The organism is Chryseobacterium populi (assembly GCF_000282115.1).
Classification (GTDB): Bacteria; Bacteroidota; Bacteroidia; order Flavobacteriales; family Weeksellaceae; genus Chryseobacterium; species Chryseobacterium populi.
Genome location: NZ_AKJY01000118.1, coordinates 1 through 16,726 on the forward strand (window position 1 = coordinate 1; position 16,726 = coordinate 16,726).

13 protein-coding genes are annotated in these 16,726 nt (G+C 36.9%); 8 read left to right on the forward strand and 5 right to left on the reverse strand.

Annotated features, from left to right (window positions below; all coding sequences use genetic code 11):
- Positions 1–61: 61 nt before the first annotated feature.
- Positions 62–1,096: a threonine aldolase family protein gene (locus tag PMI13_RS20055; protein ID WP_007847367.1), complete on the reverse strand. Its 1,035-nt coding sequence runs from the start codon at positions 1,094–1,096 to the stop codon at positions 62–64.
- Positions 1,097–1,180: 84 nt separating this feature from the next.
- On the opposite strand from PMI13_RS20055, the gene PMI13_RS20060 reads away from it, so the two are divergent.
- From PMI13_RS20060 to PMI13_RS20070, 3 genes are all read left to right on the forward strand, one after another.
- Positions 1,181–1,834 (forward strand): metal-dependent transcriptional regulator, encoded by a 654-nt coding sequence (locus PMI13_RS20060; RefSeq protein ID WP_007847370.1) that lies wholly within the window; start codon positions 1,181–1,183, stop codon positions 1,832–1,834.
- A gap of 175 nt (positions 1,835–2,009) precedes the next feature.
- Positions 2,010–3,671, forward strand: coding sequence for an FAD-binding dehydrogenase (locus PMI13_RS20065; RefSeq protein WP_007847372.1), 1,662 nt, complete (start codon positions 2,010–2,012; stop codon positions 3,669–3,671).
- Between the two features lie 23 nt (positions 3,672–3,694).
- A complete protein-coding gene (locus tag PMI13_RS20070) occupies positions 3,695–4,498 on the forward strand; it encodes an SDR family oxidoreductase (protein WP_007847374.1) in 804 nt (267 codons plus the stop codon).
- Positions 4,499–4,573: 75 nt separating this feature from the next.
- On the opposite strand, the gene PMI13_RS20075 is transcribed toward PMI13_RS20070, so the two are convergent.
- Genes PMI13_RS20075 through PMI13_RS20085 form a run of 3 tightly spaced genes read right to left on the reverse strand, consistent with a single transcriptional unit; the run spans position 4,574 to position 7,646 of the window.
- Entirely contained in the window at positions 4,574–5,713 is a 1,140-nt protein-coding gene (locus tag PMI13_RS20075; RefSeq protein WP_007847375.1) for a hypothetical protein, read from the reverse strand.
- A gap of 35 nt (positions 5,714–5,748) precedes the next feature.
- Positions 5,749–6,651, reverse strand: coding sequence for a TssN family type VI secretion system protein (locus tag PMI13_RS20080; RefSeq protein ID WP_007847377.1), 903 nt, complete (start codon positions 6,649–6,651; stop codon positions 5,749–5,751).
- 53 nt (positions 6,652–6,704) lie between these two features.
- Positions 6,705–7,646: a type VI secretion system baseplate subunit TssG gene (locus PMI13_RS20085; protein WP_007847378.1), complete on the reverse strand. Its 942-nt coding sequence runs from the start codon at positions 7,644–7,646 to the stop codon at positions 6,705–6,707.
- Positions 7,647–8,189: 543 nt separating this feature from the next.
- Here PMI13_RS20085 and PMI13_RS20090 point away from each other — a divergent pair.
- From PMI13_RS20090 to PMI13_RS20110, 5 genes are all read left to right on the forward strand, one after another.
- On the forward strand, positions 8,190–8,981 hold the full coding sequence (locus PMI13_RS20090) for a S1/P1 nuclease (protein WP_007847380.1): 792 nt from the start codon (positions 8,190–8,192) through the stop codon (positions 8,979–8,981).
- A gap of 392 nt (positions 8,982–9,373) precedes the next feature.
- Complete coding sequence (locus PMI13_RS20095; protein ID WP_162129632.1) at positions 9,374–10,627, forward strand: PQQ-dependent sugar dehydrogenase; 1,254 nt, start codon at positions 9,374–9,376, stop codon at positions 10,625–10,627.
- 291 nt (positions 10,628–10,918) lie between these two features.
- On the forward strand, positions 10,919–11,785 hold the full coding sequence (locus PMI13_RS20100) for a sigma-70 family RNA polymerase sigma factor (protein WP_002979276.1): 867 nt from the start codon (positions 10,919–10,921) through the stop codon (positions 11,783–11,785).
- Positions 11,786–12,137: 352 nt separating this feature from the next.
- A complete protein-coding gene (locus tag PMI13_RS20105; RefSeq protein ID WP_007847391.1) occupies positions 12,138–12,731 on the forward strand; it encodes a hypothetical protein in 594 nt (197 codons plus the stop codon).
- Positions 12,731–13,849, forward strand: a complete 1,119-nt coding sequence (locus PMI13_RS20110) for an FAD-dependent monooxygenase (protein WP_007847395.1) — start codon at positions 12,731–12,733, stop codon at positions 13,847–13,849. Before PMI13_RS20105 ends, PMI13_RS20110 begins: the two co-directional genes overlap by 1 nt.
- A gap of 92 nt (positions 13,850–13,941) precedes the next feature.
- Here PMI13_RS20110 and PMI13_RS20115 read toward each other — a convergent pair whose 3' ends face one another.
- Positions 13,942–16,725: a multicopper oxidase domain-containing protein gene (locus PMI13_RS20115; RefSeq protein WP_034669854.1), complete on the reverse strand. Its 2,784-nt coding sequence runs from the start codon at positions 16,723–16,725 to the stop codon at positions 13,942–13,944.
- Position 16,726 lies beyond the last annotated feature (1 nt).

Here is a 16,726-nt window from a genome sequence, read left to right on the forward strand (position 1 = left end):
GTAAACTACAAATTTTGAGACAGAAAAAAGACTGCCCCTTTTGAGACAGCCTCTTCTTATTTTATGGTAACTCTTTTTTAATGATTTCAATAAAATCGTCTACGGCTTCGTCACCTGTATTCCAGGAGGTGATAAGACGTACTGCAGAGAAATTTTCATCAGTTTTTTTCCAGACATAAAATTCAAATTTTTCCAGTAAAATCTTGATCAGGTCATTATTCAGAATAGGGAAAATCTGGTTGGTATAGGTATCTGAAAGAAACTCCACTCCCCTTTCCTTCAGGGTATTTTTAATCTTCATGGCCTGTTCATTCGCATGTTTAGCCAGATCAAAGTACAGATCATCCTTCATCAGTTCCAAAAACTGAATTCCCAGCAATCTTCCTTTAGCCAGTAAAGCACCTTTCTGCTTAATATTAAACGCAAAATCTTCCTGAAGAGAAGGATTATTAATCACAATGGCCTCTCCTATCAGTGCTCCGTTTTTTGTTCCACCCAAATAAAAAATATCAGTTAATGCCGCTACTTTTTCAAGGGTCAGATCACTTTTTTCAGCCATAATCCCATGCCCCATTCTTGCTCCGTCCATGAACAGATAAAGATTGTTTTTTTTACAAAAACCTGAAAGCTCTTCCAGTTCGCTGGCCGTATAAACCGTTCCCAATTCTGTAGAGTTTGAGATATACACCAATTTCGGCATTACCTGATGCGGAACATTACTATGATTTTCCAGCACCGAAATGATATCTGATGTCCTCAATTTCCCATCTTCAGTTTCAATGCTTAAAACCTTATGCCCTGTCGCTTCAATGGCACCCGTTTCATTGTTTAAAATATGCCCCGTAGACGCAGAAATAACACACTGATAAGGTTTCAGAACAGAAGAAATGACAATAAGATTGGCTTGTGTTCCGCCCGAAACAAAGTAAATATCAGAATGTTGATTATTGATTTTTTTCCTGATTAATTCTTTAGCCTGTAAAGAATATTCGTCTTCTCCATATCCTGCCTGCTGATCGAGATTATATTGTAGAAGAGCCTGCAGAATATTAGGATGGCAGCCCTCTGAATAATCGTTTTTAAATGAAAATTTCATAGAGCAAAATTAAAAAAGTTTATCCAGAAAGGATAAAATTTCATAAATATTTTGTTAGATTTGTATATAAAACCATCTAACATTTTGAAAACAACACTTACAGAAGAAAATTATCTCAAAGCCTTGTTTCATTTGGTTGATCAGGAAGGAAAGGTAACGATTAATGAACTCAGCAAATTCTTAAATGTGAAAATGCCGAGCGTTAACAATATGATGAAGAAATTTGCCGAAAAAAGCTGGGTGATCTATGAAACCTATAAACCCTTAAGAGTAACCGAGATGGGGAAAAGAGAAGCTGCTTTGGTAGTACGCAAACACAGGCTTACAGAAATGTTTCTCGTTAAAAAAATGAATTTCGGCTGGGAAAATGTACACGAAATTGCAGAACAGCTGGAACATGTTCACTCCCAGGTTTTCTTTGATAAAATGGACGAAATTTTAGATTTTCCTAAGTTTGATCCACACGGCGAGCCGATCCCGGACAAAGACGGTAATATCATTGCTCTCAATCTGCATAAATTAAGCAGCTGCGAAGTAGGTGAAAAAGTTATTTTCGCTTCCGTTACCCTGTCCGACGACGCTTTTTTAAGCTATCTGAATGAAAGGAAGCTTCTTTTGAATACGAAAATAAAAGTAATAAAAGTGGAAGATTTTGATAAATCAATGACTATCGAGATCGGAAATAAAAAAGAAATTCTCAGTAAAAAAGCTACTGAAAAAATACTGGTCAAGAAATAGGAACAAATAGTTGCTCGGAAACTTAGCCATCTTATTTATTTTGTAAATTCAGGATAATAGTTTTATATATACAGCTGTTAATTGAATATTACCAAAAAATTCACCTGAAGAAATAGAAACCATTGTATTATACTCCTAAAATCTACTATCTTAGTTTAGCCGATAAACTATAAAAATGGACAACGCATTTCAACCTGACGCTATCATCATTGGTACCGGATTAGCGGGGCTCACTGCTGCCATGGAAATCACCAATGCCGGGAAAAAAGTATTACTGATCGACCAGGAGACTGAAGAAAATATAGGAGGTCAGGCATTCTGGTCCTTTGGGGGGCTTTTCCTGATCAATTCGCCACAACAGCGTAGATTGGGCATAAAGGATTCTTATGAGCTGGCCAGGCAGGACTGGATGGGCACAGCAGGCTTTGACCGTGAAGAAGATGAATGGCCTAAACAATGGGCTGAAGCTTATCTGAAATTCGCTGCCAATGAAAAATACAATTATATTTCTGAAATGGGAATCAAATTGATGTTTATTGTCGGATGGGCCGAGAGAGGAGATGGATTAGCGGATGGACATGGAAATTCAGTTCCGCGCTTTCATGTCAGCTGGGGTACCGGTACGGGAGTAATCAAACCTTTTGTAGAAAAAGCCTATGAGGCCAAAGAGAAGGGACTGCTTCAGATGAAATTCAGGCACCGCGTTACCGATTTATTACTGGAAAATGGCAAAGTAACCGGTATTGCAGGCGATATTTTAGAAGATGACCATAAAGAGAGAGGACAGGAAACCAACAGAACTGTTGTCTCACAATTTAAATACCATGCCCCCCATATTGTTATTGCATCCGGAGGAATCGGGGCCAATCACGGGCTCGTTCGTAAAAACTGGCCGGAAAGATTAGGCAAAGCCCCGGAAAATATGGTATGCGGAGTACCTGCTTACGTAGATGGAAAAATGATTGGTATTGCTGAAAATGCAGGCGCTCATATTATCAACCGCGACCGGATGTGGCATTACACAGAAGGCATTCAGAACTGGAATCCTATCTGGCCTCACCACGGTATAAGAATACTCCCCGGTCCATCCTCCCTATGGTTTGATGCCAATGGTAACCGCCTTCCCGTTCCTTTTCTGCCGGGGTTCGATACTTTAGGGACTCTGAAATACATACAGGATACCGGCTTTTCCTATTCATGGTTTATTCTGACACAGAAAATTATCAAGAAAGAATTTGCCCTTTCCGGCTCTGAGCAAAACCCTGATATAACGAATAAAGATTATGTACTGTTTTTAAAAAGAATTTTCGGTAAAAAAGCACCCGGACCTGTAGAAGCTTTTAAAGAACATGGAAAAGATTTTATTGTTTCTGATAATCTCCAGGATCTTGTGCAGAGAATGAACAAACTTTCAGGAGATCATCTTTTAGAATATGAAAAAATAAAATCCCAGATCGAATCGAGAGACCGGGAACTGGATAATCAATTTTCAAAGGATACCCAGGTCAACTATATCCGGAGTACTAGAAAATATATCGGGGATAAATTGGGCAGGGTTGCAACACCACACAAAATACTCGATCCTGAAAACGGACCGCTCATTGCTGTAAAGCTTAATATTTTAACCCGTAAAACATTAGGTGGAATCAAAACCAATCTTAACAGCCAGGTCCTGAAGGAAGACGGAACTGTCCTTGAAGGCTTATATGCTGCAGGCGAGGTCGCAGGGTTTGGCGGCGGCGGTATGCATGGCTATCGTGCTTTGGAAGGAACTTTCCTGAGTGGATGTCTTTTTTCCGGAATGAAAGCCGGGAAATATATTGGCGGACTGAAATAAAATATGAAATCAATATTTACGATATGAGCACCTATTTTAATGATAAAACAGTATGGATTACAGGCGCATCATCCGGAATAGGAAAAGCGCTTGTCATGGAATTAGCAACAAAAACCACTGCTAAAATTATTCTGTCATCAAGAAAAGAAGATCAGCTGGAGACCATTGCACAAAAAGCGGGACTTGCGCAGAATCGTTATGCTGTTTTGCCATTAGATCTTTATGAGTATAAAAATATGACGGATATTGCAGCAAAAGCAGTTGCAAAATTTGGAAGAATTGATATCCTGATCAATAATGCAGGCTTATCCCAACGTTCCTTAGCTATGGAAACAGATATTGAAGTAGACAAACGTTTAATGGATATCGATTATATGGGAACAATAGCACTCACTAAAGCGACAATACCTTATATGATCAAAAGTGGCGGCGGGCAAATTGCCGTGGTATCCAGCCTTATGGGCATATTCGGAGCTCCGATGCGCAGTGGATATGCAGGAGCTAAGCATGCTTTACATGGATTTTTCGATGCTCTCCGGGCTGAATTGTACAAGGAGAACATTCTGATAACCGTTATATGCCCAGGATTTATACAAACCAGAATTTCAATGAATGCAATAACAGGAGACGGATCACCACAGGGAACAATGGATGATGCTACCCAAAAAGGAATGCCCGTTCAGGTTTTTGCCGGAAAAATGCTAAATGCCATTGAAAAGAAAAAATACCAGGCAGCCATAGGAGGCCGGGAAGTTATGGGAATATTTCTTAAAAGATTTTTTCCGTCCCTGCTGGCAAAGATTATCAGAAAGGCAAAGGTGGTTTAATTACAATTCCTTGCCATTACCCAGTAAAAAATCCCGGAAAACCGGGATTTATATTGAAAGAAAGTTATTTTAAATTTAATCTAACACACTCCAGCCTCGTTTCGGATTGGTGTTTGAAGAAACCTCCTGTTCGTTAACGATGATATTTTCTTTTCTCTGACCGATGTAATCAAGTTCACTTAATTTAGAGAAAATAATTTCCAGGCTTCTCAGCATCTGCTGGATATATAAAAGCGGTTCGCCACAGTTGTGGTGATCGTAATTGGTTTCAGCTACGATAGATAGCTGGTTTAATAAGGTATGAGGGGCAATTTCGCTCCATTCCAAGCTATAATTCAGCATTTCTTCCAATTCTGCGGGAACCAATACCTGAGTGGAATTGTACATACGAAGGGCTAGTTTTGCAAAGGTTTCAATTAAGAACACCGGCGGCTGCCATGGAATAATGTTTCTGAACTGGAAATACATGTCTCCAAAAGTATTCACCAGGGTATTACACAAGAATTTCACATTCTGTGCTAAGGCTGTATTCTGATTTTTATGGGAAGCTTTCTGAATAATCTTAAAAGAATACTGTTGCAGGTTTCCAATGGATTTTGCAAAGCTATTGTAATAATCTATTAAAACCGGGTGGCTCTGAATAGAGGTACAAGGCGGAATAAAATTGGAATCTACCTGCGCAATGTTTCCTTTAAGGTCTACTTTCCCTACTACCAGATAATTTCCACCGGAAAAGCTGCTGTTCAGGGAAGTTACCGGAAGCAGTTCAATATGATAATTAGGCTGTGCATTCGGGTGACGCGGCGGAATCTCTTCCGGATCAATATCCCCGAAAGGTACCTTATCAAAAGGATTTACAGAGATCAGAATATAATATTCACCATCAACCTGCTCTTCATTCATCGATTTGGCCAAAGATTTTACGCTTACTCTTCTGTCATTCAGCTCAATTCTGTATCCGGCAAGGGTAACAGCGCTGCAACGTTTTATTACCAGCTGAACATCATTCGTAGCCGTATTGTGAACGTCGAAGATGGTTTTGTCTGTAAACTCGTTTGAAATAGGTAAAAGTCCGTAATTATATGTAGTGATAGCCAATGAATTGGCATCTCTTATCGTATCAATTAAAAAATTATCCTGATCATTAAGGTGTCTCTGGGAAACTTTCATCCCGTCTACCCAATTGATGGCAAAATGTTTATTAGGCTGTATCATATTAAATACTTTTAAAATTTGTGTGTTTGTTGTAATTATGCTCTTCTCGCTACTCCTTCTTCTTCGTGCTGAATAACGCGCTTACAAATAACTACTTCATTCTCTGAAATGCTATTTGATGTAATATCCTGGTCGAAGTCAATATATTTTCTAAAACTGAAAAACGATTTTTTTGTGTAAAAGATCCAATAATAAGGTTCTCTCTGTTCATCCGAAAGATGAATAATAGATTTTGGATTTTTATGGTTGTAATCGTCTACTACCCTGTAAAACCAGTCTCCAAAAGTCACTCCCGTGGGTAATGTTTTTGCTTTAATCCTGAATCTGTTGGCATCTTCGAGATTTTTACTCAGCTCTACATTCAATACCATTAATCTATCAAAATCCGCGCCTTCAAAATCGGGAAGCCTCTGATCCGGTGAATACCTCCATGTTTTATAGATATCAACCGGAATACTGATAAACTGAACATAGCAGTAATGAAATACCATCGGAACAAGAAATGCAATCGCACTTGTTGCAGACATGATAGGATAACCGAGCCCTTTGCTCATCCAGTTGAAGATAAGAACAAAAAGATAACCTCCGAAAGCCATGCAGGTCAGAGAAAGTATAGATTCAAATAATATACTCATCGATAAAGACTCAATATGCTTTTTAAAGTATTTATCCAATAAATTAACATGAATGATCCCAAAAATCAGATAAATAATCTGTGCAATAAGGTACCAGTACGGATTAAATAAATTTCTGGCAAATCCGAAAAACCCGGGCAATGCCAGACACAAGCTGCATAGCAGGAAGTAAATGACAATAACTTTAATTTTGATCGCAGGCTTATTTCTTCTGATTACACCTAGTATAATCATCATAATAACCGCTACCAGAGGCATTAAAATATATCTTAAGAAGATTCCTTTTACTGAAGAGATTTCCATTGGTTTTTTTTCAATTTTATATTCTGTTGGGCTTGTAAATATAGCAAAATATTTTACAGAAAAGTAGAGTATCCAAGGCGGTTTGCATTTCTTTCGTCATCTTCCAGCATGAAAGAATATTCCTTTTTTTCTGTGATAAAATTCTCTTCCACATCTACCGTTACGGGAAGAAAATAATCATATAATCCCTGAAGTACTTTTCTGAACGGGCTTCCGGGGATATATTTTTTCATATTGCCATAAGGAATAGGACCGATATTCACTACCCAGTTTCTCTGTCCGTCCATATGTCTTCCACTTGGAATATAGGTAACCCCAAGTCTGGAATTTCCCAGTAACATAGAATCATCATTTTCTTCTATATCATCAATAATATTCGGAGTGAAAGTTACTTCTACAGGGACCTGCAAAAAAGCGGTCATGCATCTTTCAAACCATCTTTTATCTCCACGGATCTGGTGAAAGAACGGTAAAATATGAATAAATATATAGGCATTCTGTTGATCGAGTGATTTAATAAGCGGCCACAGCTCGCTCACCGTTTCATATAAGGTATCTGTATCGCTTGAAATATCAAAATCAAATTCTTTAAGCAATGCACTGATCTCAGTAAAGAATATCTCCAGTTCAAACGGCCGGAAAAATTTCCGGGCATCCTCCTCTACCCTTTTCTGTTTGCGGATTTCTTTAACGACACTTTCAACATTTTTCCTTGAAGTGCTGAGCGATGGCGGATGAAACAAACCTTCCGGAAGATAATCATAAATCCCTTCCCGGTAAGTTTCTATAGTAAATACCTCTTCATCAAATCCGAGATAATTGCTTGAAATACTTTTGATATCCTTTAAATAGGCCCTGTCATTGATGCCGATACGCTCAACGAAAATATTGCTTACTGTCCTGTGGTATTTCAAAAGGTTTACTGCTACAGCTTCAGCTCTGAAATCTGTCTGCAGCTTATTGTAATCCATATCTACAATATTATTCTCATACATAGTGTTTCCTGTGATTATGACTTGTAAAGATAATATATCTCTTTTTATTGAAAAAAAAATTAGGTGACAATTTTTAGAATTCAGAGATTATCTTATTATTATCCTAGTAAAAGTATAAATTTTTCATATTGAATCGAACCATAAATGAATAAAATTCAGAATAAGTTATGATGTACATAAAATATAATTAAAATTCCGTCACCTGTCTGTTCGGATGCTTTTCGCCATGAAAAGGAGAAAAAATGTATCGGAAACTTTTGCAGCTAACTTCTCAATGTGGTTCAAAGTTAATCGCAAAGACGCAAAGTTTTATTTTCTAATAATTATAATATTCTGAAAACGCAGGAAATCAAAGATTTTCATTGAAAGATATATCCTTGATATTAAATGTCTTTTGTAGTAAAAAAAATTAAAATGATAAATATCCCGCCTATTTCTATTGAGATTAAATTTTATTAACTGTCTTTATCATAGAAATTAATATTATTTAATACGAATTAGAAAAAGCTGCTCTATCTTTGCAGACTGAAAATGTTATTTACAATGAAAAGTATTTATTCTAAAATTCTAATTTTAGCATTCATAACCTCTTCTCTTTATTCTTATGCATGGGGATTAACGGGGCACAGAATTATTGCAGAAATTGCAGAAAATCATCTTTCCGGAAAAGCAAGGAGAGAAATCAGAAAAATCATGGGCAAAGAACGCCTTGCTTACTGGGCAAACTGGCCGGATTTCATTAAATCTGATACTACAGGAGTCTGGAAACAGGCTTCAGCATGGCATTATGTAAATATAGACCCGCAGGCTGATTTTAAAGCATTCGAACAAAACCTGATTGCACAGACAGGCCCCAACCTCTATACGCAGGTAAAAACTTTATCTGCTCAGGTAAAAGACGAAAAAACTTCTGAAAAAGACAGAAAAATTGCTTTGATATTCCTGATCCATATTATGGGTGATCTTTCTCAGCCATTACATATAGGAAGAGCCGAAGACTTAGGAGGAAATAAAATCAATGTAACCTATTTCGGAGACAAAACCAATTTACATTCTGTATGGGACGGAAAATTAGTAGATTCTCAAAAATACAGCTATACAGAATATTCAAAACTTCTGGATATCAAATCTAATGATGAAGTAAAACAAATCCAGTCCGGGACATTGGAAGACTGGTTGTATGATTCTCATAAAATTGCCAATAAAATTTATGCACAGACTCCCGACGATTCAAAACTGTCCTATGATTACCAGTATAAATTCAATGGTACTCTTGAAAGACAGCTTCTATACGGAGGTTTAAGGCTGGCTAAGCTATTGAATGAATTGTTTTAATAGCTGGTGCACTAATAAATTTGCCAATAATATAAGCGGGACTTCGGTTTCGTTTTTTTTATTTATCTACGTTTCCCTAAAAAAATTAAATTAAATAAAAAAGAAAAATCAATTAAATAAATATAAAAAAATGAGGTTTTTATAAATAAAAATTCTCACTTTCAAAAAAGCAATAGAATAAAATACATAACTAACTGTAAATCAGTAATTAAATAAACACAGCAGCCTTTTTTGTATATGTTTTTTATCTAAATTTGAAATAATAAATACTTAAAGTAATGATAAAAATTTTTACCCTCGCTATTGCTGCATTTATTAATGTTCAACTTTTTGCACAAACAAACGACTATTCTGTAAGAGAAGTTAAAAGTGGATTATATATTCCTTGGGAAATGGTTAGTGCGCCTGATGGCAGTATTTGGTTCACGCAAAGGCATGGTACTATTTCGAGACTCAACCCGGTTACCGGTGAACTAAAGCAGCTTATCTTTGAACAGGATGTGTCTATCAATAACGGTGAAGGAGGAATGCTTGGTTTGGCCCTGCATCCTGATTTCCCTAATACCCCCGAAGTATTCTGCTCTTACAATTATTTGCTGAATGGGAATGATTATCGTCAAAAATTAGTGGTATATGAATATAATCCGACTACAGATGTACTTACCTTTCAAAGATTGATAAAAGATGGTATCGAGGCTAACGTCATTCACAATGGCAGCCGTTTGCTCATTAGCAATAATAAATTGTATATGACTACAGGTGATGCAAATGATCTGAGCTTTCCTCAGAATACATCATCACTGAACGGTAAAATTCTCCGCTATAACCTTGACGGGACTATCCCGAGCGACAACCCTATACCCGGCTCAGCAGTATGGAGTTTTGGACATCGCAATCCGCAAGGACTAGCGGTAATGGGCACTAAACTTGTTAGCAGTGAGCATGGTCCCAGCAACGACGACGAGATAAACATAATAGAAGCCGGCAGGAATTATGGCTGGCCCAACGTAGAAGGCTATTGCAATTTATCTTCAGAAATCACTTTTTGCAATGCCAATAATGTTTATGAACCTGCCAAATCCTGGACACCAACGATTGCGGTATGCGGTATTGATTTTTATACTCATCCGCTCTTCCCTCAGTGGCAAAATAAATTACTCCTGGCTTCACTGAAAAATCAGGCCTTATATGTACTAACTTTCAATACTAGTCAAAATACTGTAATTTCGCAAGTGGATATACCTGAGATAAGTTTTGGAAGAATAAGGGATGTGCTGGCTGCACCTAATGGAAAAATTTATGTCAGTACCAGCAACTCAAACAGTGTGAACAACAAGATTGATAAAATTTATGAAATATATGATCCTACACCCACCAGTTTAAATATAAATGAAACAAGTACTTTAAAAAATAACTGGGTGGTAAGTCCCGTTCCTGCAAGTAATAAAATCACTATTCAAAACAAATCGAATAATGCCACCGCAGCAATTGATCTGGTGGATATAAGCGGAAAGCTCATCAAACAAATGCATTTTAAAGGAAAACAAATGCAGATAGATATTACCGATCTGGCAGCAGGATTCTATTATTTGAAGATTAAGGAAAACGGTACTGTATCACAAGTTTTGAAAATTCAGAAACTATAAATACATTTTTATCACGATTAAGTGTAAGTAAATATTTTATTTCAGCACCTTCAGAAATGACAGGTGCTATTTTATGGATATGAATACTTCAAGATAATGCTTATTTGTCTTGGAGATCAGATCTCTTTCCATTTTTTGAAACCATTGAAAAAGGTACACATACCTGAAATCTTATATCTGATGTCTGCCGCCTAATATCCCAAAAAATTAAAAAATAATTAAAATTGGTGTAACCTTTTCACCCTCTTAAGCGTATAATATATAGTAACTCTATTTTTGAGGATAAAATAAATGAGACAATTAAAAATTACCAAGCAGGTAACCAACAGGGAAACTGCTTCATTAGACAAGTATTTGCAGGAAATTGGTAAAGTGGAACTAATCACTGCGGACGAGGAAGTAGAATTGGCACAAAGAATACGTGCAGGCGACAGAGCAGCACTGGAAAAATTAATCAAGGCCAACCTTCGTTTCGTAGTTTCCGTATCTAAACAGTACCAAAACCAAGGTCTTTCTTTGCCCGATTTAATTAATGAAGGTAACCTGGGACTTATGAAAGCTGCAAAAAGATATGATGAGACCAGAGGTTTCAAATTTATCTCTTATGCAGTTTGGTGGATTCGTCAGTCAATTTTACAGGCTTTGGCAGAACAGTCAAGAATTGTAAGATTGCCATTAAACAAAATTGGTTCAATCAACAAAATTAATAAAGCATACGCTCACCTTGAGCAGGAAAATGAAAGACCACCTTCTCCGGAAGAATTGGCTGAAGTTCTTGACATGAGCGAGGAAGATATCAAAGAATCTATGAAAAACTCCGGTAGACACCTGTCTATGGATGCCCCTTTAGTAGAAGGTGAAGATTCGAATCTTTATGATGTATTACGTTCAGGAGAATCTCCAAGCCCGGATAAAGATTTAATGCTTGAATCTCTTCAGATTGAGATCGAAAGAGCATTGAATACTTTAACTCCAAGAGAGGCTGATCTGGTAAGATTATACTTCGGACTAAACGGAAAACATCCGATGACTTTAGAAGAAATCGGTGAAACTTTCGATCTGACAAGAGAAAGAGTTCGTCAGATCAAAGAAAAAGCGATCAAGAGACTGAAACATAATACCAGAAGTAAGATTTTGAAATCTTATTTAGGTAAATAATTTTAGCATAAAACAATGTAGCGGAGCCTGTTTTCAGGCTCCGTTTTTTTATGAATCTATTTAAATCAACCATTTCCATCTGGAAACTTATGTTTTTATCACAAGGATAGACAAGGGTGTTTCACTTATGAAGGTAATACAGGATAAATTCGTTGTATTTCCCAGCTAAGCATTTGCGCCTTTGTCTATCCTTGCGATAAAAACAGTCAGGTAAATCATTCTCAAACTTCAACAGAATAAGATTTATATTTTCAAAAGCAATACTGAAACAGGAGAAATAAACTTTAAAATACAGTTGTAACAATTTTAAGATTATCTTCAACTAATAAAGAATAAAACCCAATCTGAAATTATGAAAAAAATACTTTTCGCATCCGTTTTAGCCTTATCACTGCTTTCCTGTACAGAAAACAAATCCAGAAATGGTGGGGCTGTAGAAAATGCCGTTGACAATGCTGAATCATCTGTCTCCGGTTCATTAAAAAGTTACCGTAAAGAAGATATGGTAGATCAGATTTATTTTGAACTCATTAAAAATGATAAAAAGCTTAAAGCTCTTGATGATAAAATAAGCAAGACGGAGGAAAAGTTCAATAAGGTGATTTCCGGCTATGATGAAATTCTTTCCAAATCCCGGTCTTATTACCAGAATGCTAATTATCAGGCAGGTACAATAACCGACTCTCTGATGAAAAAAGAAGTTATCGATCAGATTAAAATAAGCTCTGATCAATATGATATAAAAGTTAAAAACATAAAAGCCCTGATTTCTCTGGCCAATAAAAATCAGGAGAAAACCAATAATTTATATACAGCTTTCAAAATCAGAAAAACAATTCCAGAAATTGAAAAGTATCAAAAGGCACATCCTTTAAAAACAGACAGCCTTACTCATTTCATCAATAAGCAGAACCAATTACTGAATGAATTGAAAAATTTAAAATAATGGATTCAATCTCAATAATCGGAGCCGGAATTGGCGGGCTGACCCTTGGAAATATTCTGAAACAACATAATCTGGATTTCACAGTTTATGAATCAGCACCGGAAATAAAACCTGTTGGAGCCGGAATCATGATGGCAATCAATGCAATGCAGATTTTCGACAGACTAGGTTTAAAAGAAAAAATAGAAAATGTAGGAAATAAAGTTCACGGCATTTCTATAACTGATGAAAAATTAAAACCAATTTCTAAAACCAATGCTCTTGAGCTCGAAAAGAAATACAATTCCTGCAACGTTACCATTCACAGGGCTGAATTGCAGAAAACTTTAGCTGAAAATATAAGCTTTGAAAATATTAAGCTGAATCATTCTTTAAGCAAAATTCATAAAAAAGAAAATTATATCCTCAATTTTGAAAATGGAGATGAAATTGAAAGTAAAATCGTTTTCGGAGCAGACGGAATAAAATCAAAAGTACGCGATCAAATAATAGAAGCCGGCAAAATCCGAAATGCACAACAAATGTGCTGGCGGGGATTGGTAGAATTTGATCTGCCGGAAGAATTTCACCGCGAAGCATTTGAAGCCTGGGGAAAAGCAAAACGTTTTGGTTTTGTAAAGATTTCAGATAAAAAAGTATATTGGTATGCTTTGATTAATGAAGGAAAGTATAAACGTTACCCTACTTTAGCTGAAAATTTTCAAGGTTTTCACCCGTTAATTATAAAAATTCTCGAAGCAACTCCGAATGAAAATATTATTCTGAATGATATTACCGACCTGTCTCCCATCCCGAAGTGGTATGCTGAGAACCTTTGCCTGATCGGAGATTCTGCCCATGCAACAACACCGAATATGGGACAAGGCGCCTGTCAGGCAATAGAAGATGCTTATATTATCGGAAAACTTTTAGAAAGTAATAAAGACTTTAATTCTGTTTTTGAGAAGTTCCAAAACATCAGAAGGAAAAAAGTAGATTATATTGTCAGTACAAGTTGGAAAATTGGACAAGTTTCCCAATGGGAAAAAGGAAATTCTTTACGAAATTTTTCCTTGAGATTAATTCCTAAAAGCGCCAATCAAAAACTGGTTGAAAAAATTATACAACTGGAAATGTAGGATCACACAATTCTATTTAAACACAATCATCTGTGAATAATGCTGTAGACGAAAATCAATAAAAAAGACTGTCATTTAAGACAGCCTTTTCTTTAGTAGGTCAGGGTTATTCCAGCTCCCCACCCCATTTCATTGTCATAATTCCCGGAAACTGAGAACCATTTTTGAACAATATATCTTAATCCGGTTGTAAATTCTCCGTCAGAATTAAGGCTAAAGTTCCCTCTGATCCTTCTGGAGACAGGAATATCTTCCCTGCTTAGCTCTAACAATACTTTTCCGTTCTGGTCTACGCTTGCATCTGCTGTAATCAGCATTGGTAAAAGATACTGCATTCCAATTATAAATGCATACCTGTCTTTTGATGCCGTTTGCTGTCCAAACCAGTTTTTTTTGCCCTGATACGTCATTCCCATATCTTCAGCCATCTGCCTTTCCATGATCTCATGATTTTTCTGGACCCTGAAACCTGCATATGGTAACGCCCATTGAAATTTCCCTAAGAATCTTCCTACTTTTGCACTTCCTTCAAAATGATCAAAGTTCCAGTTGGAGTGAAATTCATTTAAATTAGCCCATCTTGGCCCGAACATCGTCATCGTTTCAGCATGCATCTTATTACTGGCGATATCAAGCATAGCCATTGAACTAATCATTCTGTTATCTTTCAGAAAGTCTTTCCACGCTAATTTTCTGTCTGGAAGCTGGGGATTGGGTTTTGAGTTCTCATAGCTGAAAACCCTTCCCATTCCGGCCATCATGTGATACAGGATATGGCAGTGGAAAAACCAGTCTCCATCCTGATTGGCTGCAAATTCAATCGTATTGGTTTCCATTGGCATAATGTCCACTACATTTTTCAATGGCGAATATTCTCCTTTTGAATTGATCAGCCTGAAATCATGGCCATGCAAATGCATCGGATGGCGCATCATTGAATTGTTGTACATGGTAATTCTAAGGATCTCCCCTTTCTTAACCAGAATTTTATCGGTTTCCGTGACTGTTTTATTATCCAGGGTCCACAGATAATGATTCATATTTCCTTCCAGTGTAAACTTCAATTCTCTCACTCCTTCTGCTGGAAGAATTGTTTTTTCAGGGGATTTAAGAATGTTGTAAGTCAGTCTTTTAATCGATTTTTCCTCTTTCATCTCCATTCCTGAATGTTGAGAATGGTCTTCTTCTTTCTTATCTTCTTTGGTTTTAACTCCCATCATTTCATTCATGTGTTTCATCGTCATTTTCCGTTGGCTTTCCGGGATTTCAGGATACATCACTTCATTCATATCCATCATCTGATTTCCCATCGTCATATTCATCGGCTTCATGTTTCCGCTCATCTCCATCATCCCGTTCATCATTTTCATTCCTTCAAAAAGCATCAGCCGTGGAATATCAGGAGCATTTGTTTTCTCTCCGGAACCCAGCCAAAGGGAAGCATGCCCAACCCGGTCTTCGGAAGTTGCACGGAACTCAAAACTTTTATTCTCAGGAATAGTCACTTCAATATCATAAGTTTCAGAAACACCGACAATCAGACGGTCTACTTCTACCGGAACCACATCATTTCCATCATTTCCAATAACTTTTATTTTTCCACCACCATAGTTGAGCCAAAAGTAAGTGGAAGATCCTCCATTGGCTACCCGAAGCCTTACTTTATCTCCGGCTTTTAGATTTGAATATTCTGAACTTGGGATTCCGTTGATGAGAAATTTATCATAATAGACATCACTCACATCCATTGCTTCCATCCTCTTCCATTCATTCAGAACCTTTGTTCCGAAGTTTCCGGATTTTATAGCTTCCCAATAACTTTGGACCGCATTTTTCTTAATCGCATACCAATCTGTATTGGCCATATGAAGCCTTCTCGCGATCTGCATAGGATCATCATCACTCCAATCGCCTAAAAGCACCGGAATCTCCTTTGTATATTCCGTTTTAGGTTCACTCTCTCTTTTCTGGAAAACCAGGATACCATTCATTCCGATCTGCTCCTGAAGGCTTTCATGGGAATGATACCAATATGTTCCGTTCTGAGAAATTTTAAACTTGTACAAATGGGTTTCTCCGGGTTTTACAGGTTTTGTCGTAAGATAAGGAACTCCGTCATGTTCATTGGGAAGAATAACACCATGCCAGTGGAAGCCTGTGTTTTCTTTCAGCATATTGTGAAGGTAAATTTCCGCGGTATCTCCTTCCGTGAAATAAAGGGTCGGAGCCTGTAATTTTCCGTTGACAGCAATTGCCCGACGGCTTTTTCCCGTAAAATTTACAATGGTGTCTTTTACATACAAATCATAACGAACCGTTTTACCTCCAAAAGTTACTTTGCCGTTCTCAGAATTTCTTTTTAATCCTGAATTTTGCTCAGCTTTATTTTCAGCAACCTGCTGATTTTCCTTTTCTACCAACTCCATTCCACATTTAGGGCATTTTCCGGGTTGATCTGAAATAACTTCGGGATGCATCGGACAAACATAAGTCTTTTGAATTTGAGAGTCAGAATTTTTTAGAATATTAACTTTAGGTTCAGTTTTAACAGCTCCTTTTTTATTATTTTTAATTTCTGATTTCGGGCTTGTTTTTGACTCAGCTTTTACCTTAGTCTTACTTTTGATATTTTCATTTTTCTTTATATTCTGAACCTTTATTTCTTGTCTTACAACCGGTTTTGCTTCAGGTTTTGAAACAGTTTTTGGTTTGATTACTACAGTCTTTTTAACCAGGGTCATTCCGCATTTCGGGCAGTCTCCCGGTTTTGGGGAAGCGACTTCCGGATGCATCGGGCAAGTATAATAAGTCTTTGTAGTTTGTGCAAAGTTGAAAACAGAGAATAAGAGGATCAGAAACATTATTATTTTTTTCATA

What these genes read in the sequence shown, in the direction of transcription:
- PMI13_RS20105 (WP_007847391.1), top strand. Translation starts at nt 12,138, where the DNA reads ATGAAAAAAATACTTTTCGCATCCGTTTTAGCCTTATCACTGCTTTCC.
- PMI13_RS20110 (WP_007847395.1), top strand. Translation starts at nt 12,731, where the DNA reads ATGGATTCAATCTCAATAATCGGAGCCGGAATTGGCGGGCTGACCCTT.
- PMI13_RS20100 (WP_002979276.1), top strand. Translation starts at nt 10,919, where the DNA reads ATGAGACAATTAAAAATTACCAAGCAGGTAACCAACAGGGAAACTGCT.
- PMI13_RS20070 (WP_007847374.1), top strand. Translation starts at nt 3,695, where the DNA reads ATGAGCACCTATTTTAATGATAAAACAGTATGGATTACAGGCGCATCA.
- PMI13_RS20095 (WP_162129632.1), top strand. Translation starts at nt 9,374, where the DNA reads ATGGTTAGTGCGCCTGATGGCAGTATTTGGTTCACGCAAAGGCATGGT.
- PMI13_RS20075 (WP_007847375.1), bottom strand. Translation starts at nt 5,713, where the DNA reads ATGATACAGCCTAATAAACATTTTGCCATCAATTGGGTAGACGGGATG.
- PMI13_RS20065 (WP_007847372.1), top strand. Translation starts at nt 2,010, where the DNA reads ATGGACAACGCATTTCAACCTGACGCTATCATCATTGGTACCGGATTA.
- PMI13_RS20090 (WP_007847380.1), top strand. Translation starts at nt 8,190, where the DNA reads ATGAAAAGTATTTATTCTAAAATTCTAATTTTAGCATTCATAACCTCT.
- PMI13_RS20115 (WP_034669854.1), bottom strand. Translation starts at nt 16,725, where the DNA reads ATGAAAAAAATAATAATGTTTCTGATCCTCTTATTCTCTGTTTTCAAC.
- PMI13_RS20055 (WP_007847367.1), bottom strand. Translation starts at nt 1,096, where the DNA reads ATGAAATTTTCATTTAAAAACGATTATTCAGAGGGCTGCCATCCTAAT.
- PMI13_RS20085 (WP_007847378.1), bottom strand. Translation starts at nt 7,646, where the DNA reads ATGTATGAGAATAATATTGTAGATATGGATTACAATAAGCTGCAGACA.
- PMI13_RS20080 (WP_007847377.1), bottom strand. Translation starts at nt 6,651, where the DNA reads ATGGAAATCTCTTCAGTAAAAGGAATCTTCTTAAGATATATTTTAATG.